Here is a 23,086-nt window from a genome sequence, read left to right as displayed (position 1 = left end):
GGCAACCAGTAAGAGGAACAAAGCATGAAGAAGACAATTTTGTCGTTTGCCGCGGCTGCCGCGGTGATGTCTTTCGGTACGATGGCGGCGGAAGCCGCGACCAAGGCCTGCTTTATCTATGTCGGCCCGATCGGCGATTTCGGCTGGTCCTACCAGCATCATCAGGGCCTCGAACACATGAAGAAGGAGCTCGGCGATAAAGTCGAGACCGCCTATCTTGAAAGCGTTCCCGAGGGCGCTGACGCCGAGCGCGCGATCGAACGTTTCGCACGTTCGGGCTGCAACATCATCTTCACCACGTCCTTCGGCTACATGGACCCTACCAACAAGGTCGCCGGCAAGTTCCCGGATGTGAAGTTCGAGCATGCCACGGGCTACAAGCGCGAGCATCCGAACGTCGCGACCTACAATTCGAAGTTCCATGAAGGCCGCTACATCCAGGGCGTGATCGCCGCCAAGATGTCGAAGGCGGGCGTCGCGGGCTACATTGCGTCCTTCCCAATCCCGGAAGTGGTGATGGGCATCAACGCCTTCGTGCTCGGCGCGCAGTCGGTCAACCCTGACTTCAAGGTCAAGGTGGTGTGGGCCAACACCTGGTTCGACCCTGGCAAGGAAGCCGATGCCGCCAAGGCGCTGATCGACCAGGGCGTCGACATCATCACCCAGCACACCGACTCGACGGCACCGATGCAGGTTGCGACCGAGCGTGGCATCAAGGCGTTCGGCCAGGCCTCTGACATGATCAAGTTCGGCCCGACCACGCAGCTGACTTCGATCGTCGATGATTGGGGCCCGTACTACGTCGAGCGCGTCAAGGCAGTCGTCGACGGCACCTGGAAGCAGCAGGATGTCTGGGGCGGCATGAAGGAAGGCCACGTCGTGATGGCGCCGTTCGCCAACATGCCCGACGACGTCAAGAAGCTTGCCGAGGAAACCGCAGCCAAGATCAAGTCCGGAGAGTTCAATCCGTTCACAGGGCCGATCGCCAAGCAGGATGGCTCGGAATGGCTCAAGGCCGGCGAAGTGGCCGAAAACGGCGTTCTGCTCGGCCTCAACTTCTACGTCAAGGGCGTGGACGACAAGCTGCCGCAGTAAGCCGGCGGGCATTGCCGGGCGCGTGTCTCGTGCTCAAAAAAAGAACCCCCGGTCTTGCCGGGGGTTTTTAGTTTTGGCACCTGACGAAACCGTGTCTAGTCCGAATGGACCTGTATGCCTATTGCCGGAGGGACATTTTTGGGCCGACAGCAGCCAGCCCCGGGAACATCATGAAATCACGCGAATACATCTGCAGCTCGCATACCGTCAGCGGCGTGATGCCGGGCGGCCCGGTGGCATCGCGCCATGGTTTTGGCGAGCGGGTCGAGGCATGTGCCGCGGCAGGCTTCACCGGCATGTGCCTGCATTTTCGCGACTATGCCGAGCAGCGGGCGCGCGGTTTTGGCGATGGCGAGTTGCGCGCCATCCTCGATGTCCATGGCATCAAGCATGTGTCGGTCGAGTTCCTGACCGACTGGTTCATGGACGGCGAGGCCGGGCTGGCCTCGCGGCGCAACGAGGAGACGGCGTTTCGCGCGGCGGCGGCGTTCGGCGCCAAGGTGGTCAATGTCGGACCTGACCTTGGCGAGCGTGGCATCTCGCTGGGGACCATGCAGGACAAGTTCCGTGACCTCTGCAGCAGGGCTGCCGAAAACGACTTTACGATCGCGCTGGAACTGGTGGCCTGGGGCAATGTGCGGGACGTGGACACGGCGCTGGCGATCATCGGCGACATTCCCAATGCCGGTCTGGTCATCGATTCTTGGCACATCTTCCGCGCCGGCGTGCCGCTGGGCGACCTCGGGCGGATTCCGGCCGACAAGGTGCTGTGCGTGCAGGTGAACGACGCTGATGAAGTGCCTGCCGGTCAGCTGTCAACGGAGACCATGAACCGCAAGCTGTGCGGGCAGGGCGGGTTTGACCTCGCAGGTTTCGCCGCAACGCTTGAAGCAACGGGCGTCTCCGTGCCGTTCAGTGTCGAGGTGATCTCTCCCGATCTCGCTGCTCTTTGCCTGAGTGAGGCGGCGAGCACATCGTTTGACACTGCCAGCACCTGTTTTTCCTGAACAGGGCAATGGATTCTGTTGGTCGATGACAGGGCTGAGGTCGTCGTCGATCGACCCTATCCGGTTCCCTTGAGCCAGGCGGCCAGAAGCTGCGTTTCCCTGCAATTGTCGTTAGTCCGTTCGAACGATGTTGCGGCCGTGGCTGGCACGCATAAGCTGACCTCAAAATACCCCTCCTCGTCGGTGTTTCGGGCTTGCCCGCGGTGCATGCAAGGCGGGTTCATAAGTGAAGTCAGGGAGGCGAGCTTATGCTCAGCGAAATACTGATCATCGTGATACGCGGGATCGCCATCGGGTCGATCTTCGCCACCATCGCGATGAGCTTCAATATCGTCCATGGCGCGACGAACATCTTCAACTTCGCCCAAGGCAACATGTTCATCCTCGGCGGCTTCGCCGCCTATTTCCTCGCCAACCAAGTCGGGCTCGGCCAGTGGAGCCTGATGCTGCTTTTGACGGGGCTTGGCATCGCCGCCGTCGTTGCCTTCCAGGGGTACATCACGCTGCTCCCGCTGCGTTCTTCGGTTGAGCAGGACAGCTGGCTGATCTCTACGGTTTCGGTTTCTGTCATCGTGGCAGCACTGCTGATGATCACGCAGGGGCCGTTCGCCTATTCCGTCCAGAGCGTCGTGCCCAGCTTCCGCATCTTTGGGACCCGCACCCCCGGCGCCTATGCGCTGGCCATCGCTGCAATGATTTTCTGGTTCTTCGCGCTGCGCTTCTTCTTGCGAAAGACCTTCATCGGCCTCGCCATCAGCGCGCTGTCGCAGGATTTCGACGCTGCGCGTGCCGCCGGCCTGCCGGTGCGCCGCCTGCAGCTCATCGCCTTTGCGATCAGCGGCCTGATGGTCGGTACCGTCGGCTTCCTGGTGGCGCCGGTCATCTCGGTCAGCCCTGATGCCGGCCTGAAATACGTACTCAACGGCTTCGTCGCGGCCGTTGTCGGCGGCATCGGCTCCAACGCCGGCACGCTGATCGGCGGTCCGCTGGTCGGCGTCGTGGCGATGTTGACCGCCTACAAAGTCGGCGGCGCCTATCAGGACCTCGCCTCGCTGCTGGTGCTGGTGCTGATCCTGATGTTCCGGCCGCAGGGCCTTTTCGGGCGCGTCGGCGCGAGGCGGGTGTGAACATGCAGGCGACCGCAAACGTACAGACCGGACCTGTTTCCATGGCCGAAACCAAGCCGAAAGGCCGCTTCAACTCAGACCTGACACAGGTCTGGATCGGCGTCGCCCTGATCGGGATCACCGGCTTCGGCCCCATGATTGCCGGCAATTCCTACTGGATCCACACGTTCCAGCTGGTCAACATCTACATCGCCGCCGCCATCTTCCAGAACATGCTGTTCGTCGATGCCGGCCAGAAGTCGTTCGGACAAGGCGCCATCCTCGGCCTTGCCGCCTATGTGGCTGCGATCCTCTTTGGCCTGCATGGCTGGTCGTTCGCGGCGGCATCGCTGGGTGGCCTTTTCGCCGCCGTGCTGGGCGGGCTGCTGTTTGCGCTGCCGGCGCTGCGTGTGCAGGGCTTCCACCTCGGCTTCGTCACAATGAGTGCCGCGATCGTCTTTCCGCAGTTGCTGGTGACCCTCGACAAGTGGACCAACGGCATCAACGGCATCAGCGTTTCAGTGCCGGCGCTGACCAATCCTGTCGTCTTCGGCATGTCGCCGCTTTCGATCGCGGTTGCCGTATTCCCGATGATCGCGCTGTTCGTCCACTATGGTGTCCGCCGCTCCAAGCTCGGCCGCAGCATGTTCGTGGCGGCACTCAGCCCCGAAGCTGCGCGTTCCCTCGGCATCAAGCCGGGCGTGATGCGCTTCCTCGCCTTCATCGTTGCCTCGATCGGCACCGGCATCTGCGGCATCCTCTATCTGCCGACTGTGGCCTTCGTCAGCCCGCAGGGCTTCAACATCGAGTTGTCTTTCGTCTTCTTCTTCGCCGTCGTCGTCGGCGGACGCGGGCAGATGCTCGGGCCCATCATCGGCATCTGGATCGTCTACATCCTGCCGAACATCCTGCTTGCCGGCTTCGTCGAATACCGCCTCTTGATGTATGGCTGCCTGACGCTTCTCGCCGTCATGGCTTTCCCCGATGGCATCGTCGGCTCCGCCGAGCGGCTGCGCGCCAAGCGTAAGCAATCAGGTGGTGGCGAGCAGGCCTTCCGCATCGACGGCTTCCTCGCCGATCTGCAAGCCGGCAAGACGGTGCGCGAACCAAGCGACGAGATTGCCGTCGAGGTGCGCAACGGCACCAAGAAGTTCGGCGAGGTGGTGGCCGTCAGCGCTGTCGATCTCAAGGTCCGCAAGGGTGAGGTCCATGGGCTGATCGGGGCGAACGGCTCGGGCAAGACCAGCCTGCTCAATGTGCTGAGCGGCCTGTCACGCCTGAACACCGGCTCGTTCATGATCAATGGCGTCGATGCCACCAACATGGCCGCCGACCGTATCGCCAATATGAGCCTCGGCCGTACCTTCCAGGCGCCGCGCATCTTCAGCCAGCTGTCGCTATGGGACAATCTGAAGATCGGCATGGACGCCCGCGTCGGCCCGGCCAGCGCCGATGTCACCGCACTCGCCAAGGCGATGGAAGAGAGCTTCGGCCAGGACAGCGCAACATTGCTGTCGCACGGCCAGCGCCGCTTGGTCGAGGTGATGCGTACGGTGCTGAAGGAAGCGACGATCGTCTTGTTCGACGAGCCGGCCGCCGGCCTGTCGCAGAGCGAGCGCACCAACTTCGCCAATCTCGTCAAGTTCCTGAGCCGCCAGATGGGAAAGACCATCATTCTCGTCGAGCACGATCTCGACCTGGTGTGGGGCATTGCCGACACCATCACGGTGCTGGAGCAGGGCCGGGTGGTTTCATCTGGCAAGCCGGACGTGGTCGCCAAGGACCCGGCAGTGCAGCATATGTTCGTGGGGTCGCGCCATGCTTGAGGTCAAGAATCTGGTTGCCGGCTACGGCACCATCCCGGTGTTACGCGACGTCTCGCTGACCGCCAAGGCGGGCGAAATCCTGCTCATCGGCGGCGAGAACGGTGCCGGCAAGTCGACGCTAATGAGGGCGATCGCTGGCTTCAACAAGCCCGACAGCGGCGATATCCTGCTCGACGGCAAGCCGATTGGTGGGACCGCGCCCGAGAAAGTTGCGCAGTCGGGCCTGCGTCTGGTGCTCGACGGGCACCGCGTATTTCCTGAGCTCAGCGTCTTCGACAATCTGCGCATGGGGGCAGCGGCCCGTCGAGGTGATCGCGCCGGCTTCAACAATGCGGTCGAGGAGATCTATGCGGTCTTCCCGATCCTCAAGGAGAAGCAGAATCTTTACGCCCGCGATCTTTCCGGCGGCCAGCAGCAGATGCTGGCGCTTGGCCAGGCCTTCATCGCCCAGCCCAAGGTGCTGCTTTGCGACGAGCCGTCGATGGGCCTGGCCCAGGCGCTGCTGCCGCCGATCCTCGCCTTCCTGCGCCGCTGGGCGCAGACAGGCACGGCGGTCGTCATCGTCGAGCAGCATCTGGCGGTGACGGCACCTTACGCCGACCGCGCGATGATCATCGAGCGCGGCCAGGTGAAGTTCTCCTGCCTCGCTTCGGAACTCGACGAGAAGCTGAACGCTCCGGCGGTAGCTGCGGTGTAAGGCTGATGAACGACGAGGGCGCGGTCGGGGACGAGGTTTTGGGCGCGAATGCCGGAGCTGCCGAAGACGCGCCGCGCCCCTACGTCAGTTTCCGCGGTAAGGTCGAGCCGCATTGGCTCGACGTCAACCGGCACATGAACGTGTCGTGGTACGACCACGTCTTCGACATCGCCGAAAGCGACCTATTCGAGGTCTTCGGCATCCATGACGAGTACATCAGGCGCACCAGCTACAGCTTTTTTAGGCTGGAAAAGAGCGTGCGTTACGAGCGCGAACTGATGCCCGATGCCAGGCTGGAGGCGCGCAGCGTCGTGCTGTGGACCGACCTCAAGCGCGTCCACCATTTCCATGAACTGTGGAATGTCGACCGGAATTATCGCGCAGCGTCAGTCGAGGGCCTGTCGATCCATGTCGACCTGCGCCTGCGCAAGGCGGCCCGGATCGTCGAGCGCGACGTGGCCGATCTGCTGACGAGGCTTTCCCATGAACATGCGCGGCTGCCTTGGCCGAAAGGCGTTGTGCGGCGCGACTTCAGGACCAGGACGTGAACTTCACCGCAGATCTCGAGTTCGACTACGTCGTCGTTGGCGCAGGCGCTGCCGGCTGCGTGCTTGCCGCGCGGCTGTCCGAGAACCCGAATGTTCGGGTTGCGGTCATTGAGGCCGGCGGGCTGGACACGGGCATGTTGATCCGCATTCCCGGCGCCAATGTCGTGACCGGCACGCACCCGGCCTACAACTGGAGCTACGAAAGCGAGCCGGTGGAAGCGCTGGGCGGGCGCAAGCTCTACTGGGCGCAAGGCAAGATTGTCGGCGGCTCCAGCTCGATCAACGGCATGATGTACATGCGCGGCCACCGCCGCGACTACGACAACTGGAAGGCGCTGGGCTGTGACGGCTGGGGCTATGACGACGTGCTGCCGTACTTCAAGAAGTCCGAGACCAATGAGCGCGGCGCCAGCGACATCCATGGCGGCAGCGGACCGATGCAGGTTTCGAAGGGGCAAGGTACAGCGCCGGTCTGCGACATGTTCCTCGATGCGGCGGCTGGGGAAGGCCTGCCGCTGACTGACGACCTCAACAAGGATGCGCCGGAAGCCTTCGGCCATGTCGACCTGACCATCGGAAAAGGCAAACGGTCGAGTACGGCCGCGGCCTTCCTGCATCCGGCGCTGAAGCGGCCGAACTTGACGCTGATCGCTAATGCGCCTGTGCTGCGCGTGATCATCGAGGCCGGCATCGCCACGGGCGTGGAGTTTGCGTATGAAGGCCGACCGCGTGTGGCGCGGGCGGTCAAGGAAGTGATCCTCAGCGGCGGCGCGGTCAACTCGCCGCAACTGCTGATGCTGTCGGGTGTGGGTGAGGAGCGTGGCCTGCAGGAACTCGGCATCAAGGTTGCCGCCGACCGGCCTGAGGTTGGGCGGAACCTGCAGAACCATCCGATGTACCGGCTGATGTACACGACGACCAAGCCGGTCAGCGCCTACACGCATGTCAGGCCGTGGGGCGCGCTGAAGGCGGGCGCGCAATACCTGTTCCAGCGTCGCGGGGTACTTAGCCGCGGGCTGTTCCCGACGTCGGGCTATTTCCATGCCGTCGAAGGCGATCCGGGCAGCGAGATCCAGGTCTGCATGGCACCGGCAACGGTGATCCGTCGCGGGCCCGGTGTGCTCGGCATCCTGCCGCGGGAACATGGCTTCACGCTGCTGCTCAACCACGGCTCGCCCTACAGCCGCGGGCAGGTGACGCTGAAGTCGGCCGATCCGATGGCGCACGCTGCGATCTCACCGAACTATTTCTCCGATCCGCGCGACCTGAGAATCCTCGTCGAAGGGGCCGACCGGACCCGCGCGATAGTCAACCAGCCGGCGCTGCGCTGCGCTCTCGACAAGGAGCTTCTGCCGGCGCGGCCGATCCGTTCGCTCGATGACATTGCCGAGGACATCGTCGCGTCGGCGGTGACGCATTACCATGCCGCCGGCACGTGCCGGATGGGCGCCGACCTAGATTCGGTGGTCGATCCGCAGTTGCGGGTGCGTGGCGTCGAGCGGCTGCGCGTGGCCGACGCGTCGATCATGCCGGTGCTGGTCAACGGCAACACCTATGCCGCGACGGTGATGATCGCGGAAAAGGCTGCCGACATGATCAAGGCCGCGGCTAGGCAGCTTGCCGACGAATTTTGATCGTTAGCGAATGAAAGCGATGGAGTAGAAGAGATGGAAAAGCGCGTTCTCGGCCGCACGGGCCTTGAGGTTTCGGTGGTCGGTCTCGGCTGTAACAATTTTGGCGGCATGATCAAGAGCCTCGACACCGACGCGACTCGCAAGGTGATCCATTCGGCGCTTGATGCCGGCATCACGCTGCTCGACACCTCGGACTCCTATGGCGTCAATGGCGGGTCGGAGACCACGCTGGGCGAGGTGCTCGGCGACCGCCGCAAGCAAGTGGTGCTGGCAACCAAGTTCGCCTCGCCGCTCAACCGCGAGAAGTCCAACCGCTACAATGGCTCGCGCGGCTACATCATGGGCGCGGTCGAAGACAGCCTGCGCCGGCTCAAGACCGATTACATCGACCTTTACCAATATCATTTCCCTGACACACAGACGCCGATCGAGGAGACGCTGAGGGCGCTGGACGACCTCGTGAAACAAGGCAAGGTGCGCTATCTCGGCTGCTCGAACTTGCCGGCCTGGATGCTGGTCGATGCCAGCTGGACCTCGCGCCACCACAATCTGCACGGCCTGCAGTCCACTCAGGCCGAATACAATCTCATTTCGCGCGCGGCGGAGACTGAGCTGTTCCCGGCAATGCGCCGCACCGGCATGACCCTGCTGCCCTATTTCCCGCTGGCGAGCGGCCTGTTGACCGGTAAGTACCGCAAGGGCCAGGTCATGCCCGAGGACACGCGCATGAACATGGCCTATTTCAAATCAGGCCTGACCGAGGCCAATCTCGACAAGGTCGAGAAGCTGATCGCCTTCAGCGCGGCGCACGGGCGCACCATCCTGGAACTCGCTTTCTCCTGGCTCGCTTGCCAGCCGATTGTCTCGAGCGTCATTGCCGGCGCCACCCGTCCGGAGCAGGTGGTGGCCAATGCTGCGGCTGCCTCTTGGAAGCTGACGGGGCCGGAACTCGCCGAGATCGACACGATCTGCAAGTGATTGTGCGGCGCACAACGCTGCTGGTGCGTTAGTCCCTTTGGACGATTGCACCCCTTGGCGGGGAACGTAGTTTCCCGTCAGCTACTGAGTTGAATCGTCAGCGGAAACCTTGAAATGAGCGATCTGGTTGAGCCGCGCACGGCAGACATCACCTATGAGACGGCCGAGCCGGTTCTCTATGAAGCCGAGGGCCCGATTGCCTGGGTGACGATGAACCGTCCGACGTTCAACAATGCCCAGAACTCGCAGATGACCTATGCGCTCGATGACGCCTTCAAACGCGCTGTCGACGACGATGCGGTCAAGGTCATCATTCTGCGCGGCGCGGGCAAGCATTTTTCGGCCGGTCACGATATCGGCACGCCGGGCCGCGACGTCAACAAGACCTTCGATCGCCGCCTGATGTGGTCCGACCACACCAACAAGCCTGCGGCCGAGATGCTCTATACCAGGGAGCACGAAGTCTATCTCGGCATGTGCCGGCGTTGGCGTGATCTGCCCAAGCCGACCATCGCCCTGGTCCAGGGCGCCTGCGTCGCCGGCGGGCTGATGCTGGCCTGGGTCTGCGACTTTATCGTCGCCACCGACGACGCGTTCTTCCAGGACCCGGTGGTGCGCATGGGTATTCCCGGCGTCGAATACTTTGCCCATGCCTTCGAGCTGCCGCCGCGTGTCGCCAAGGAATTCCTGATGATGGGTGAGCGTATGTCGGCCGTGCGGGCCGAACAGTACGGCATGGTCAACAAGGTCGTGACCCGCGACGAGCTCGAAGCTGCCGGCCGGGCGATGGCCGAGAAGTTGGCGCAGTATCCGCGCCTGGGGCTCTGGCTCTCCAAGCAGGCGATCAACCATGTCGAGGACCTGCGCGGCAAGCGCACCGCCATGGACGCGCATTACCACATGCATCATTTCGCCCATGCCCAGAACGACCTGACCACCGGCAACACGCTGGGCGGGCAGGACGCCAGGAGCATGGCCGCCGCCAACAAAAAGCAGGCCGGCGAGGCCTGAGCCCGCCGCTGCCGACCAACGGGAATTTCCAAGCGTGGATCTTGATTGCACCGACGAGCAGAAAGCCTTCCGGCAGGAAGTGCGCTCCTGGCTCGAAAATCATGTACCTGAAAAGCCGCTACCGTCCTTCGACGCCAGCCGCGAAGGTTTTGAGGCGCACCGCGCCTGGGAACGCGTGCTGGCCGAAGGCCGCTGGGGCATGGTGACTTGGCCGGAAAGCTATGGTGGGCGCGGCCTCGACCTGATCCAGTGGCTGACATTCGAGGAAGAATACTACCGCGCCGGTGCGCCGCTGCGCGTCAACCAGAACGGCATCTTCCTGCTCGGCCCGACGCTGATGGAATATGGCACGGATGAGCAGAAGGCACGCTTCCTGACGGCGATGGCTTCGGGTGACGAGATCTGGGCGCAGGCCTGGTCCGAGCCGCAGGCCGGTTCCGACCTTGCTGCCGTGCGCGCCAGCGCCGTGCTCGAAGGCGACGAATATGTGCTCAAGGGTCACAAGATCTGGTCCTCGCGCGCCGTCTTCGCCGACTGGGCCTTCGGGCTGTTCCGCACCGATCCGGCCTCGCAACGCCACAAGGGCCTGTCGCTGATCTTCTTCCCGCTTGATGCGCCCGGCGTGCGGGTGCAGGCGATACCGCAGATCGATGGCGAGACCGGTTTTGCCGAAATCTTCCTCGACGACGTGCGCGTGCCTGCCTTCAACCGCCTCGGCGGCGAGGGCGAGGGCTGGAACATCTGCATGGCGACGGCCGGCTTCGAGCGTGGCCTGATGCTGCGCAGCCCGGCGCGATTCCAGGTGGCGGCGCGCAAGCTGGTCGATCTCTACAAGGCGCATGAGGCCGAAGTCGAACCAACGGTTCGCGCAGCGGTGCTGCAATCGTGGATGGATGCCGAGGCCTATGCGCTGTCGATCTATGCCACCGCGTCGCGGCTCGCCGCAGGCGGCCATATTGGTGCTGAGGCCAGCACCAACAAGATATTCTGGTCGGAAATGGACATCGCCATGCACAAGGCGGCATTGTCGATCCTCGGTGCCCGCGCGGAGCTGCTGCGCCGCGCGCCGGAAGCCGGTGGCATCGGCCGCTGGCTGGACGGCTACTTCTTCTCGCTGGCCGGGCCGATCTATGCCGGTTCGAACGAGATCCAGCGCAACATCATCGCCGAGCGTATGCTCGGTCTGCCTCGCGCATAAGGAGGGACGACAGATGGATTTCCGTTTCTCCGAAGAACAGACGATGACGGCGGATGTCGTCCGCGAGCTGCTCGCCGATGCCTGCCAGCCGGCCGACCTGCGCCGATTGATGGGCGAAGGCGCTGCCCGCGACGAAGCGCGCTGGGCCAAGATTGTCCAGATGGGTCTCGCAGGCGCGCTTGTGCCGGAGGACAAAGGCGGGCTCGGCTTGTCCGCGATCGACTTTGTTCAGATCGCCGAGGTCTGCGGTTATGCCGGATTGCCGGAACCGCTGGTCGAGAATGCGGGGGTGGCGCTGCCGCTGCTCGCGGCCTTCGCCAGCAACGACCGCGCCGCTGCACTGCTGGAACGCGCTTTGGCAGGCGAGGTGACTGTCAGCGTTGCCCATCCGGCCAATCCCTTCGTCGCTGATGCCGACACGGCCGAAGCGGTGCTCGTTGTGCGCAACGGGGCGGTACATCTGGTCGAGGCCGCCAAGGCCAGGATCGTGGCGCAGCCGAGCGTCGATCCGTTCCGCCGGCTGTTCACGGTCGCGTTCGAGCCGAGTGCCGAAACACTGATCGCCGAAGCCAACGAAGCCGATGCCGCTCTCGCTGCAGCGCTCGACCGGGGCGCACTTTTTGCCGCCGCGCAGATGCAGGGCATCGCCCAGCGCTGCGTTGACCTCGGTGTCGCCTACGCCAAGGAGCGCCAGCAGTTCGGCAAACCGATCGGCTCCTACCAGGCGGTCAAGCATCATCTCGCAACCGCGCAGGTCAAGATCGAGTTTGCCCGGCCGGTGCTGCATGCCGCCGCCGCGCAGCTCGAACAGGGCGACATCTACAGCCGCGCCCGTATTTCACAGGCCAAGCTCGCCTGCACCGATGCTTCAGACGTCGCCGCCCGCACCTCGATCCAGGTTCACGGCGCCATGGGCTATTCCTGGGAAGTCGATGTCCACTTCTTCCTCAAGCGCGGCATCGCGCTGACCAACTGGTGGGGCGGTCCCGCCTTCCACCGCGAGCGCGTAGCAGCCCGCGTTTTAGCGCGTCCGCTCGGACCTGAACACACCTTTGCCAGAGAGGCCGCAAATGCCTGAAGCCTATATCGTCGACGCCGTCCGCACGCCGGTCGGCCGCAAGAAGGGCGCGCTCGCGCAGATGCATTCGGCCGATCTGGGTGCCCACCCGATCAAGGCGCTGATGGCGCGTACCGGCATCGACCCGAACGCGGTTGACGATGTTATCTATGGCTGCACTGACACGATCGGTTCGCAGGCCGGTGACATTGCCCGCACCTGCTGGCTGGTGGCGGGCCTGCCCGACCATGTGCCTGGCGTGACCGTCGATCGCCAGTGCGGTTCGGCCCAGCAGGCGGTGCATTTCGCCGCCCAGGCGGTGATGAGCGGCACGCAGGATCTGGTGATCGCCGGTGGCGTGCAGAACATGAACATGATCCCGATGGCGTCGGCCATGCTGGTCGGGCCGCAGTTCGGCTTCCCCGATCCGTTCAGCACCTCGCCGGGCTGGCTCGCCCGCTACGGCAACCAGGAGGTCGGCCAGTTCCGCTCGGCCGAGATGATCGCCGAGAAGTGGCAGTGCAGCCGCGACGAGATGGAACAGTTCGCGCTCGAAAGCCACCAGCGCGCGATTGCCGCCATCGACGCGGGCCGTTTCGCTGATGAAATCGTGCCCGTCGGCGACTTCGCCGTGGACGAGACGCCGCGCCGCGACACGACGCTTGAGAAGATGGCGACGCTGAAGACGCTGATCGAGGGCGGCCGCGTGCATGCCGGCGTCGCCAGCCAGAACTCGGATGCGTCGGCGGCCCTGCTGATTGCCTCGGAACAGGCGGTGAAAGACCACAACCTCAAGCCGCGCGCCCGCATCCACCACATCAGCGTGCGCGGTGACGATCCCGTCTGGATGCTGACCGCACCGATCCCGGCGACCCGTCATGCGCTGGCGAAGACCGGGCTGAAGATCGACGACATCGACCTGTTCGAGTGCAACGAGGCCTTCGCTTCGATCCCGCTTGCCTGGATCAAGGATCTTGGCGTGCCGCGCGACAAGGTCAACGTCAATGGCGGCGCCATCGCGCTCGGCCATCCGCTTGGCGCTACCGGCGCGCGCATCATGACGACGATGCTGAACGAACTCGAGCGCCGCAACGGTCGCTATGCGCTGCAGACCATGTGCGAAGGCGGCGGCCAGGCCAACGTGACGATCATCGAAAGGCTCTGACCATGCCGGTCTATAGCTTCGAGGGCATTGTGCCGGTGGTCGACCCGACCACCTATCTGCACCCGTCGGCCGTGCTGATCGGCGACGTGACCATCGGCCCGCGCTGCTACATCGGGCCGGGCGCTTCGCTCCGGGGGGATTTTGGCCGCATCACCGTTGTCGGCGATGCCAGTGTGCAGGACAATTGCACCTTGCACACCGGTGCCGGTTCCGACTGCGTCGTCGGCCGCGGTGCGACGGTGGGCCACGGCGCTATCCTGCATGGCTGCACGGTGGGCGAAAACGCGCTGATTGGCATGAATGCAGTGGTGCTCGACGGTGCCGTCATCGGCGACGACAGCCTGGTCGCGGCGCTCAGCCTGGTGAAGAACGAGGTTGTGACGCCACCACGCAGCCTGATCGCTGGCAATCCGGCCAAGGTGATCAAGGAGATGCCCGAGGCGGCGATCATCTGGCGCAATAATGGCGACGGCGAGTACCAGCGGCTGGCCGACCGGTCGCTTGCCGACCTCGTGGAATGCGAACCGCTGCGTGCGGCGGAGCCCGACCGCAAGCGCAATGTTGGGCAGGCCCGCGCCGTGCGACTGTCGACAAGGACAAAGTGAGAAGGACTGACATGGCAGGGATCTGCGAAAACAGGGTTGTGATCGTCACCGGCGCCGGCCGCGGCCTGGGCCGCGCCTATGCACTCGGCCTCGCGGCCGAGGGCGCCAAGGTGGTGGTCAACGATCTCGGCGTCGGCACCCACGGCGATGCGACCACGGAGACGCCGGCACAGCAGGTGGTTGACGAGATCAGCGCGATGGGTGGCCAGGCCGTCGCCAATTATGACGACGTCACCGATTTCGAGGCTGGGGGGCGCATCGTCAAGGCCGCAATCGACACCTTCGGCGACCTGCATGCGGTGGTCAACAATGCCGGATTCGTCCGCGACCGCATGTTCGTGTCGTGTACGCCTGACGAGTGGGACGCGGTGCTGCGCGTGCACCTGCGCGGCCATTTCTGCGTCAGCCGTCATGCCGTCGACTATTGGCGCGCCCAGCAGAAGGCCGGCAAGGCAGTCGATGCCCGCATCGTCAACACTTCGTCGGGCGCTGGCTTGCAGGGCAGCGTCGGCCAGAGCGCCTATTCGGCGGCCAAGGGCGGCATCGCTTCGCTGACGCTGGTGCAGGCGGCCGAGCTGCGCCGCTATGGCATCACCGCGAACGGCCTTGCACCCAACGCCCGCACACGCATGACCGAGACTGCCTTTGCCGATGCGATGCAGGCGAAAGATGGCGAGTTCGACATCTTCGCGCCCGAGAATACCTCGCCACTGGTTGCCTGGCTGTGCAGCGCGGCCTCAGCCGACGTGACCGGTCAGATCTTCGAGCTGATCGGCGGCAAGATCCGGGTTTGCCTTGGCTGGAACGACGGGCCCGAATTCGACAAGGGCAGCCGTTGGGATGCCGCGGCTTTGGGCGACAAGATCGGCGAACTGGTGGCAACGCGTCCGACGCCGAAGCCGGTCTACGGCTCTTAGCCAGCTAGCAGCAAGGACCTGAAAAGGGCGTCGGGCAACCGGCGCCCTTTTTGCGTTTGGATGAGGTCTCGCGATGCAGGCGGCGCGGCAGGGTCCGCCCAAAGAAAACGGCGCCGAAGCGCCGCAATCTTCCAGTCCGGATTTCTGTCGCCCGCCGCCTGATCGGAGGCAGGCGGCGGGAACTCAGGCCGGTTGGGGAGCCTCTTCGCGCAACAGGTTCTTGAGTACCTTGCCTTGCGGGCTGGTCGGCAGCGAGGGGCGGATTTCGACGCTGCGCGGGCATTTGTAATTGGCCATGTTGGCGCGCGACCAGTCGATGATCTCTTTCTCGGTCGCGTTCGTTCCCGGCCGCAGCACGACATAGGCCTTGCCGACCTCGCCGAGGCGCTCGTCTGCTACACCGATAACGGCGACGATGCCGATCGCCGGATGGGTGCTCAGCATGCGTTCGATCTCGGCCGGATAGCAGTTGAAGCCGCCGGTGATGTACATGTCCTTGAGACGATCCTCGATACGCAAATTGCCGTCGGCGTCGAAGTAGCCGACGTCGCCGGTGTGCAGCCAACCCTCTGCGTCGATGGTCTTGGCGGTTGCCTCGGGGTCGTTGAAGTAACCCTTCATGACGATGTAGCCGCGAACCACGACTTCGCCCGGCTGACCGTCGGGCAGGAAATTGCCGATGTCATCCATGATGCGGACTTCGACGCCAGGTGCTGCCTTGCCGGCGGTATTGGCGATGACGTCGTCGCTGTCGGTCGCCAGACACATGGTGCCATAGCCGCCGCATTCGGTCAGGCCGTAGCCGTTGACGACGCCGGCAATGCCGAGTTCCTCGCGCATGCGGCGGATCAGGACCGAAGGAACCACGGCGCCGCCGGTGACACCGAGGCGCAGGCTGGAGGTATCGAATTTCGCAAGTTCCGGATGCTGCAGCATACCCTGGAAAATGGCTGGCGGACCGGGGATGACGTTGATCTTTTCCTCCGAGACGCGCTTCAGGATCTCGCCGGCATCATAGGTGAGGTGCGGCATCAGAACGGCGCCACGCATCATCGCAACGATGGCACCCGAGCGGTAGCCGAAGGCGTGGAAGAAGGGCGGGATGACAAGGATGCGGTCATGCTCGCGGATGCCGACGCGGGTGGCCCATGCGTCGATCGCCTTGAGGCACTGCTGGTGGCCATACATGACGCCCTTCGGGTACCCCGTGGTACCGGAGGTGAAGAGCATGTCGCACAGGTCATCAGGGCCGACCGCTGCCTCGCGCGCGGCAAGTTCAGCGTCGCTGACGCTGTCGCCCGATGCAACGAAGCTGGCCCAGCTCCTGTCGTCGCCGCGCGTTTCGCCGATGACCACGACATGGCGCAAGGCGTCGCGCGTTTCGACCTTCAGCTGGTCCGGATAGTAGGTCCCCAGGAACGTGCCGGCAGAAAACAGCATCGAGGTGCCGCTGCGCTTGACCAGTTCGGCGATCTCGGTGCCCTTGAAGCGGGTGCTGGCGGGAATGAGCACAGCGCCTGCCGTCACCAGGCCGAGTGCTGTGGCGAACCACTGCCAGGTGTTGGGCGCCCAGATCATGATCCGGTCGCCTTTCTGCACGCCAGCGGCGATCATCGCCTTGGCGACGCGGCGGCGCATGGCGTCGAGCTCGACGAAGTTCAGCGAGACGCCGCCATCCTCGACCGCCGTTCGCGTACCGTAGACTTCGGCGGCGCGCGCGCAGAGATTTGGAATGGTGGTGAATTTCCAGTCGGCGTCTTCTGATATCATCTGGTTACCTGTCGGGCGCGGGCCGATGCGACGATTTGGCTGGGCGCTTGTGTGCCAACCGGGCTAGTTTGCCGGAACATAGGCATGGGAGGCGGCCCAGCATCGTCCGAAGGGACGAATAATCCCGCCAAAGATCGACTTAAAGCCGTGTAGAACTGCGCGCAACGGCAGATGCGCGACGACGCCCGAGCAGCCTGGAGTTTCGACATGAGCAACGCCCCGCAACCGGCCCCGGCGACCTTTGAGGGAAGGGTTGTTCTCGTCACCGGCGGCACCAAGGGCATCGGCCGGGCGATTGCCGAGGGCTTCCTGGGAGCAGGCGCCACCGTCGTCGTCTGCGCCCGCACCGAGCCCGACAGCCTGCCGCATTCCAACGGGCGCCGGGCGATCTTCATGCAATGCGACGTGCGCACCGCGCAGGCCTGCAAGGAACTCGCCGATCGCGTCGGCGAAGAACATGGCCGGATCGACGTTCTGGTCAACAATGCCGGCGGCTCGCCGCATGTCGACGCAGCCACAGTGTCGCCGCGCTTCTCCGACGCAATCGTCAATCTCAACCTGATGGCGCCGGTTTACCTGTCGCAAGCGGTCTATCATTGGATGGCCAAGCTGCCGGAAGGCGGTAACATCATCAACATCGCCAGCGTTTCCGGCCGCCGCCCGTCGCCGGGCACGTCGGTCTACGGCGCGGCCAAGGCTGGTCTGCTCAGCCTGACCACCAGCCTTGCCCAGGAATGGGCACCCAAAGTGCGCGTCAATGCCATCGTCGTAGGCCTCATTGAGACCGAGAAGGCCGACGAGACTTATGGTTCGCGCGAAGCCCAGCAGGCGATTGCCGCATCGGTGCCGATGCAGCGCATGGGTCGCGGCGACGACATCGCACGCGCCGCACTCTATCTCGCCAGCCCGACGGCGACCTTTGTCACCGGCGCGACGCTCGAGGTTCATGGCGGCGGCGAGACGCCGTTGTTCCTCGACCTGATCAAGCGTTACGCACCGGACGCGAACTGACCGTGGCCGATCGGGCGGAAGCTCCGGCCGTCGGACCCGCTCACGACCGGCTGGTCGAGTTGCTCTATGCCGGCATCAGCGAGGCCAGACCGTTCGACGGCTTCCTCAAGGCGTTGCGTGCGGCGGTAGATGCCGAGAGCAGCACGCTGATCATCGAGCGCCAGCGCCGCGACAGGCCGGGCGCCATCTATTCCGGCGCGGCGTCGGAAGAGCGCATCGCCCGCTACAACGCCCTCTACAGGCAGGATCCGTTCATCGACCTGCCGCTCGGCAAGGTGACGACGCTGGCCGAGCTCGTCGGCGAGGAAGGCTTTTCGCATTCGGAATTCATGACAAGCTTCATGACCGGTTCTGGCTGGATGCATGTCGTGGGCGCCGACATTGTGGAGGCGTCGGGTGCAAGGGTGCGGATGCGGGCAACGCGGGTGCTGGGTCGCGACAATTTCGGCACCAGTGAGCGCCAGACATTCCAGCTGCTGCTGCCGCATCTGACGCAAGCGATGAGCCTGTTCCTGCGGCTCAACGGCCTCGAATCCGAACGCGAGCTTTTTGCCGGCGCGCTGGGACGGTTGGCCGTCGGTGCGATCATCGTCGACAAGGAGTGCCGCATCCTGCAGACAACGCCGCAGGCCGAGGCGATCCTGGCCGAAAAGGACGTGCTGAAGAACGATCGTGGGCGGCTGCGCCTGCTTGATGAGGCAGGGCCAAGCGGCGCGTTCGCTGCGGCAGTCGCCGAGATCGCGGAAGCGGACCCCGCCTCCTTTCCCGGCTCGCGGGCGTTTTCAATCCATCGCTCCAGCGGCGAAGCGCTCGGCCTCGTCGTACGGCCGGCACCACATTCCGCCAAGCTGCATGCGCCATTACGCGGGGCGGCACTCGTCATCATCGCTGACGCCGGCAGCACGGTGGCGCCGCAGCCGGCGATCCTTGTCCGGCTGTTCGGGCTGACGCCGGCCGAAGCCGAACTCGCCGCACTGATGGGGCAGGGTCTCGACCTCTATGACGCCAGTGCAGCCCTCGGCGTCACCAAGAACACGGCCAAGGCGCATCTGCGCATGGTGTTTTCCAAGACCGGCGTTTCCAGGCAGAGCGAGCTGGTGCGGCTGCTTTTGCGCTCGGTCGACGAACTGAGCTAGAGCTTTTTCCGCTTTTCTACGAAACGCGGGAAAGCTCTAGCTTCTTGCCCTGACGCAACTCCGCACGGAAACCACGCCACACTTTTCCTGGAGTTGCTTGGCTCGCCCGTTCGAACGATGCCGCAAGGCGCCCTCTGCGCGATGATCCGTTCATTGAAGGACGTCGGCAGGAGGAGCGCGAAATGTCCGTTGAGATCAATGAGCTGGTGACGGATACCCGGGCGGCGATGCGTCGGTTGGCGAAATCGGTCGTCATCCTGACAACGAATTATCATGGCCAACGTCTGGCCATGGCGGCCACTGCCGTCGACAGCCTGTGCATGGAGCCGCCATCGCTGCTTGCATGCGTCAATCGCAGCGCGTCGATCTTTGAAGCCTTTCAGGCGAAGTCGCCTTTCTGCGTCAACATATTGGCCCGCAATCATGAAGCCCTGGCGCAACGCTGCGGCGGGCAGGTGAAGGGCGAGGCGCGCTTTGCCGAAGGCGACTGGCGCGAGCGTGACGGCATTCCCTATCTCGGCGACGCGCAGGCCAACATCTTCTGCGCCAATGACGGCGAGTTCTATTACGGCACCCACGGCGTGTTCGTCGGACGGGTCACCGACGTCGCACTGTTCGGCAGCATCGAACCGCTGATCTATGCCGACGCCCGCTATGTCGGGGCCCATCTCGCCATGTGACTAGGAATTCCCAGAATCCACAGAAACGAAAGGGCCGGCATCAAGTGCCGGCCCTTTCGTTTTGAGAGAGGCGACCGGCTGGATGCTCCGGTCGCTCGGACGGATCATTCGGCGGCGACACGCAGCTTCTTGCCGCGGAAATGCGGGATCACCTCGCTGCCGATCAGCTCGATCGTTTCCATGATCGCCTCGTGCGGTACAGTGCCCATCTGCGACAGAAACATGATCTCGTCGGCGCCAGCCTGGAACAGCCGCTCGACATAACGGATGCAATCCTCGGGCGTGCCATAGGCGTCGTTGATGTCGTCGAGATAGCCATAGGCCTGCGGATTATAGGCGATCTTGTCTTCGCCGAGCTTGGCAAACTTGTGCTTGCGCACCTTGTCGAGCGCAGCCAGATGTTCCTCAGGGCTCATGTCGTCGACCTCAGGCTTCGGACCGCCCTGGTACCAATGCGACAGCGCCTCGGCAAAGAAGCGCTGGCCACGCAGGCCGATGCGCCGGGCCTTGTCGCGATCGCGCATGACGATGGCCGGGCACAGCGCCGACAGGTGCTCGGTTGGGCGGAAACCGACCTGATCCTCTGCCTTGCGCTCGGCAAAAGCCTTGCGATAGGCGTCGCTCTTGGTCTTGATCTCGTCCGGCCCGCCGAAGCCCATGACCAGCGCGCCGAGGCCGCGCGAACCGGCGGTCACCACCGCCTCCCAGCGCGTGCAGGCCATGTACATGCGCGGATGCGGGTCCTGCAGCGGCTTGGGATGCACCGGGCGGGCGGGGAACTTGATGTACTGTCCGTCATGCTCGACGCTGTCTTCGGTGAAGAGGCGCGGTATCAGGTACATGCTTTCGTCGATCAGTGGCTGCAATTCGGCAAGCTGGTAGCCGAAGGCGCCGGCCTCCTGCTGACTGCCGCCCTTGCCGACGCCGAAATTGACCCGGCCGTTCGACAGAATGTCGAGCATGGCGACACGCTCGGCCACTTTGATCGGATGGTTCATCGCCGGTGGCAGACAGACGACACCATGGCCGATCTCGAGCTTCTTCGTCTGGCCTGCGACAAAGGCCAGGAACGTCTCGGGCGCTGACATGTGCGAATATTGCGTCAGGCCATGGTGCTCGACGCACCAGACGCCGTCGAAACCTTGCCTGTCGAGCTGGACACATTGTTCGGCCATTTCGCGAAATACCTGCTGTTCGGCCTCGCGATGGGTTTCGGCGATCTGTGCCTCGTAGATCATGGAAAATTTCACTGCAGGCTCCTCCGCTTGAGACAAATGCCCTTCTCGGCATGGGCACAAGTCTCAGGTGGGAGCCCCGGAAGTTCATCGTTCGATCGGGTGAGGGCGTTTCCCCAAGGTCGGCGCCTGTTGGGCCAGAACGGAAACGCGCTGGCTCAATTCAATGGTCCTTATGGACGATGTGTGGCAATCGCGTTAGGCCGAAACGGCGGCATCGATTTCCGTGGAGACCAGACTATGACTTCCAGCATTCGCAGCCGGCGCGCGCTCGTCGCCGCCCTGATGTCGTTCACCGCCCTGGCGGGTATCAGTACTGCCCAGGCCGAGGAGACTATCAAGATCGGCGGCATCATGTCGCTGACCGGCGCGGGTGCCTCGATCGGCAAGAATGCCGAAGTGGCGTGGAAGCGCGCCGTCGACGATATCAATGCGGCCGGTGGCATTTTGGGCAAGAAGGTCGAACTGGTGCTCGCCGACACCATGACAGACCCGACGCATGGCGTAAGCGAAATGCGCCGCCTGATCGAAAGCGAGAAGGTGCAGGCGGTTGTCGGCCCGGCGACCAGCCAGGAAACGACGCCGCTGATGCCGATCGGCACCGAGGCCAACATCGCTCAGATTTCCAGCGCCGCCTCAACGCAACTGACGCCGCAGGTTGGCCCGTATCATTTCTCGACTTCGCCGATCGGCGAGAACCAGATGATCCCCAACATCGCCTATGCGCTCGACATGCTGAAGCTGACCAAGCTGGCGCTGATCTCCGACAATGGCGGCATGTCGAAAGCTGCTGTTTCCGACATCGTCAACTACATGAAGTCCAAGGGCGTCGAGCCTGTAGCCGTGCAGGAATTTGCCTTCCGCACCGAGGACATGACCCCGCAGCTGTTTTCGCTGCGCAGCTCGGAAGCTGAGGCGGTGCTTCTGATCAATTCGATCGGCGACGACGCCCGCAAGATGCTGGAAAACCGCTACGACATCGGCTGGGACGTGCCGGTGCTGGCGAGCTTGACCATGACCAACTACGCCGTCGGCAACGCCGCCACCATCGGCAACGAACCGTTCGAAGGCGTCTATTCGGTGCAGTTCGAAGGCATGACCTACTGCCCGGGGGATGCGCTTGGCGAGAAGCCGTTCGCCAAATTCGCCGAGAAGGCCAAGGCCGACATCGCCGATCTCGACCGCATGGGCGGCCCCTCTGCGCTGGTGCCCTACTACATCCAGCCCTTCATCCTGGCCGCTGCCATGAACGGCTCGGGCAAGACCGACGGCAAGTCGGTCGCCGCCTGGATCGAAGCCAATGCCAGCGAGATCAAGACGTTGACGGGCAAGCTGGCGGCCAGTGCCGACAACCACTTCCTACCGTCTGTGGAAAGCCTCAAGGTCGTCAAGAACCCCTACCAGTTGCGCGAGGACGGCCTCGTTGAACGCGCTGACTGCGCCAAGTAGGCAGCGAACGGTTCATCTTACGAAGGCGCCGCCGGTATCCGGCGGCGCCTTTTTCGTCGGCTCACCCGATCGAACGATGCTGCAACGCCCCTGGCTGGCTTCAATCGAAGCCAGGTATCAGGGAGGAATTGATGGCCGAAATGAAGGGCAAGGTGGCGCTGGTGACTGGCGCTGCCAACGGAATCGGCCGCGCCACGGCACTTGCCTTCGCCAGTCGGGGCGCGTCGGTCGTGCTTGCCGACACGGATGAAGCCGGCATTCGTGCCCTGGCCAACGAAATTGTCCAGGCGGGCGGCGCGGCGATCGCGGTTTCGACCAACGTTGGCGAAGCCGAGCAGTGCCGAAACATGGTCGAGGCCACACGCAAGCGTTTTGGCCGCCTCGACATGGCTTTCAACAACGCCGGCATTTCTGGCGGTGGACCAGACCGCGCCGATGTCGCAACCTACGATCTCGACGTTTGGCGCAAGGTCATGGATGTCAATCTGTCAGGCGTTTTCTACTGCACCAAATACGAGCTCCCGCTGATGCTGGAGAGCGGCGGCGGGGTGATCGTCAATACGAGCTCGATCATGGGGTTTCGCAGCAGTCCCAACATCGCGGCCTATGTCGCGGCCAAGCATGGGGTGCTGGGCCTTACCAAGGTGGTCTGCGAGGAATATGCAGCACGCAACATCCGCTGCAACGCGGTTGCTCCAGGTGTCGTCGAAACGCCGATGACCAGCCGCTTCTTCGAAAATGCCGATATTGGCCGAGCGGCATTGGCAACGATCCCGCAATCGCGCTTCGGGCAGCCAAACGATCTGGCGGAAGCCGTCGTATGGCTGTGCTCGCCAGCCGCCGCCTACGTCAACGGCGTCTGCCTGCCGGTCGATGGCGGGTTTCTGGCCCGCTGAACAGAGCATCAAGCAACAAACATCTTGGGAACTTACCGGCACGCCAACGGGCTGCCGGGTGGGGG

General features: G+C 63.8%; 21 protein-coding genes. 19 read left to right on the top strand and 2 right to left on the bottom strand.

Annotated elements, in window-relative coordinates; genetic code table 11:
- Nucleotides 1-24: 24 nt before the first annotated feature.
- From IHE39_RS07290 to IHE39_RS07225, 14 genes are all read left to right on the top strand, one after another.
- On the top strand, nucleotides 25-1,095 hold the full coding sequence (locus IHE39_RS07290) for a BMP family ABC transporter substrate-binding protein (RefSeq protein ID WP_192565958.1): 1,071 nt from the start codon (nucleotides 25-27) through the stop codon (nucleotides 1,093-1,095).
- Between the two features lie 170 nt (nucleotides 1,096-1,265).
- Nucleotides 1,266-2,102, top strand: coding sequence for a sugar phosphate isomerase/epimerase family protein (locus tag IHE39_RS07285; RefSeq protein WP_192565957.1), 837 nt, complete (start codon nucleotides 1,266-1,268; stop codon nucleotides 2,100-2,102).
- A 248-nt stretch (nucleotides 2,103-2,350) separates the two neighbouring features.
- Nucleotides 2,351-3,229 carry a branched-chain amino acid ABC transporter permease gene (locus IHE39_RS07280; protein ID WP_184767720.1) on the top strand — a complete coding sequence of 293 codons (879 nt, stop codon included), beginning with the start codon at nucleotides 2,351-2,353 and terminating at the stop codon, nucleotides 3,227-3,229.
- 2 nt (nucleotides 3,230-3,231) lie between these two features.
- Nucleotides 3,232-5,034 carry a branched-chain amino acid ABC transporter ATP-binding protein/permease gene (locus IHE39_RS07275; RefSeq protein ID WP_246485391.1) on the top strand — a complete coding sequence of 601 codons (1,803 nt, stop codon included), beginning with the start codon at nucleotides 3,232-3,234 and terminating at the stop codon, nucleotides 5,032-5,034.
- Nucleotides 5,027-5,731 carry an ABC transporter ATP-binding protein gene (locus IHE39_RS07270; RefSeq protein WP_192565956.1) on the top strand — a complete coding sequence of 235 codons (705 nt, stop codon included), beginning with the start codon at nucleotides 5,027-5,029 and terminating at the stop codon, nucleotides 5,729-5,731. The genes IHE39_RS07275 and IHE39_RS07270 overlap by 8 nt, the downstream gene beginning before the upstream one ends.
- Nucleotides 5,732-5,736: 5 nt before the next feature.
- Nucleotides 5,737-6,279, top strand: coding sequence for a thioesterase family protein (locus IHE39_RS07265; RefSeq protein ID WP_192565955.1), 543 nt, complete (start codon nucleotides 5,737-5,739; stop codon nucleotides 6,277-6,279).
- The gene (locus tag IHE39_RS07260; RefSeq protein WP_192565954.1) at nucleotides 6,276-7,913 is read left to right on the top strand and encodes a GMC family oxidoreductase N-terminal domain-containing protein; all 1,638 of its coding nucleotides are present in this window, start codon (nucleotides 6,276-6,278) and stop codon (nucleotides 7,911-7,913) included. The genes IHE39_RS07265 and IHE39_RS07260 overlap by 4 nt, the downstream gene beginning before the upstream one ends.
- Nucleotides 7,914-7,946: 33 nt before the next feature.
- Complete coding sequence (locus IHE39_RS07255) at nucleotides 7,947-8,891, top strand: aldo/keto reductase (RefSeq protein WP_184767725.1); 945 nt, start codon at nucleotides 7,947-7,949, stop codon at nucleotides 8,889-8,891.
- A 114-nt stretch (nucleotides 8,892-9,005) separates the two neighbouring features.
- Nucleotides 9,006-9,902, top strand: a complete 897-nt coding sequence (locus IHE39_RS07250) for an enoyl-CoA hydratase (RefSeq protein ID WP_184767726.1) — start codon at nucleotides 9,006-9,008, stop codon at nucleotides 9,900-9,902.
- Between the two features lie 34 nt (nucleotides 9,903-9,936).
- Nucleotides 9,937-11,100: an acyl-CoA dehydrogenase family protein gene (locus tag IHE39_RS07245; RefSeq protein WP_192565953.1), complete on the top strand. Its 1,164-nt coding sequence runs from the start codon at nucleotides 9,937-9,939 to the stop codon at nucleotides 11,098-11,100.
- A gap of 13 nt (nucleotides 11,101-11,113) precedes the next feature.
- Nucleotides 11,114-12,178, top strand: coding sequence for an acyl-CoA dehydrogenase family protein (locus IHE39_RS07240; RefSeq protein WP_192565952.1), 1,065 nt, complete (start codon nucleotides 11,114-11,116; stop codon nucleotides 12,176-12,178).
- Nucleotides 12,171-13,322 carry an acetyl-CoA C-acetyltransferase gene (locus tag IHE39_RS07235; protein WP_192565951.1) on the top strand — a complete coding sequence of 384 codons (1,152 nt, stop codon included), beginning with the start codon at nucleotides 12,171-12,173 and terminating at the stop codon, nucleotides 13,320-13,322. The genes IHE39_RS07240 and IHE39_RS07235 overlap by 8 nt, the downstream gene beginning before the upstream one ends.
- Nucleotides 13,323-13,324: 2 nt before the next feature.
- Nucleotides 13,325-13,927 (top strand): gamma carbonic anhydrase family protein, encoded by a 603-nt coding sequence (locus IHE39_RS07230; protein ID WP_184767730.1) that lies wholly within the window; start codon nucleotides 13,325-13,327, stop codon nucleotides 13,925-13,927.
- Between the two features lie 11 nt (nucleotides 13,928-13,938).
- On the top strand, nucleotides 13,939-14,844 hold the full coding sequence (locus IHE39_RS07225) for an SDR family oxidoreductase (protein ID WP_192565950.1): 906 nt from the start codon (nucleotides 13,939-13,941) through the stop codon (nucleotides 14,842-14,844).
- Between the two features lie 183 nt (nucleotides 14,845-15,027).
- Here the strand turns inward: IHE39_RS07225 and IHE39_RS07220 are convergent, their stop codons facing one another.
- On the bottom strand, nucleotides 15,028-16,614 hold the full coding sequence (locus IHE39_RS07220) for a FadD3 family acyl-CoA ligase (RefSeq protein WP_192565949.1): 1,587 nt from the start codon (nucleotides 16,612-16,614) through the stop codon (nucleotides 15,028-15,030).
- A 207-nt stretch (nucleotides 16,615-16,821) separates the two neighbouring features.
- Here IHE39_RS07220 and IHE39_RS07215 point away from each other — a divergent pair, with 207 nt between their 5' ends.
- From IHE39_RS07215 to IHE39_RS07205, 3 genes are all read left to right on the top strand, one after another.
- Nucleotides 16,822-17,625 (top strand): SDR family oxidoreductase, encoded by an 804-nt coding sequence (locus tag IHE39_RS07215; RefSeq protein ID WP_192565948.1) that lies wholly within the window; start codon nucleotides 16,822-16,824, stop codon nucleotides 17,623-17,625.
- Nucleotides 17,626-17,627: 2 nt separating this feature from the next.
- Nucleotides 17,628-18,761 (top strand): helix-turn-helix transcriptional regulator, encoded by a 1,134-nt coding sequence (locus IHE39_RS07210; protein ID WP_192565947.1) that lies wholly within the window; start codon nucleotides 17,628-17,630, stop codon nucleotides 18,759-18,761.
- A 182-nt stretch (nucleotides 18,762-18,943) separates the two neighbouring features.
- A complete protein-coding gene (locus IHE39_RS07205) occupies nucleotides 18,944-19,441 on the top strand; it encodes a flavin reductase family protein (RefSeq protein WP_192565946.1) in 498 nt (165 codons plus the stop codon).
- Between the two features lie 104 nt (nucleotides 19,442-19,545).
- Here IHE39_RS07205 and IHE39_RS07200 read toward each other — a convergent pair whose 3' ends face one another.
- On the bottom strand, nucleotides 19,546-20,691 hold the full coding sequence (locus IHE39_RS07200) for an LLM class flavin-dependent oxidoreductase (protein WP_192565945.1): 1,146 nt from the start codon (nucleotides 20,689-20,691) through the stop codon (nucleotides 19,546-19,548).
- Between the two features lie 225 nt (nucleotides 20,692-20,916).
- On the opposite strand from IHE39_RS07200, the gene IHE39_RS07195 reads away from it, so the two are divergent.
- On the top strand, nucleotides 20,917-22,125 hold the full coding sequence (locus IHE39_RS07195) for an ABC transporter substrate-binding protein (RefSeq protein WP_192565944.1): 1,209 nt from the start codon (nucleotides 20,917-20,919) through the stop codon (nucleotides 22,123-22,125).
- A gap of 131 nt (nucleotides 22,126-22,256) precedes the next feature.
- Nucleotides 22,257-23,021 carry an SDR family NAD(P)-dependent oxidoreductase gene (locus IHE39_RS07190; protein ID WP_192565943.1) on the top strand — a complete coding sequence of 255 codons (765 nt, stop codon included), beginning with the start codon at nucleotides 22,257-22,259 and terminating at the stop codon, nucleotides 23,019-23,021.
- Nucleotides 23,022-23,086: the final 65 nt, after the last annotated feature.

Source organism: Aminobacter carboxidus, assembly GCF_014863355.1.
Taxonomy (GTDB): Bacteria; Pseudomonadota; Alphaproteobacteria; order Rhizobiales; family Rhizobiaceae; genus Aminobacter; species Aminobacter carboxidus.
The sequence above is the reverse complement of the archived record's forward strand: the minus strand, read 5'-3'. Positions and strand labels throughout refer to the sequence as shown.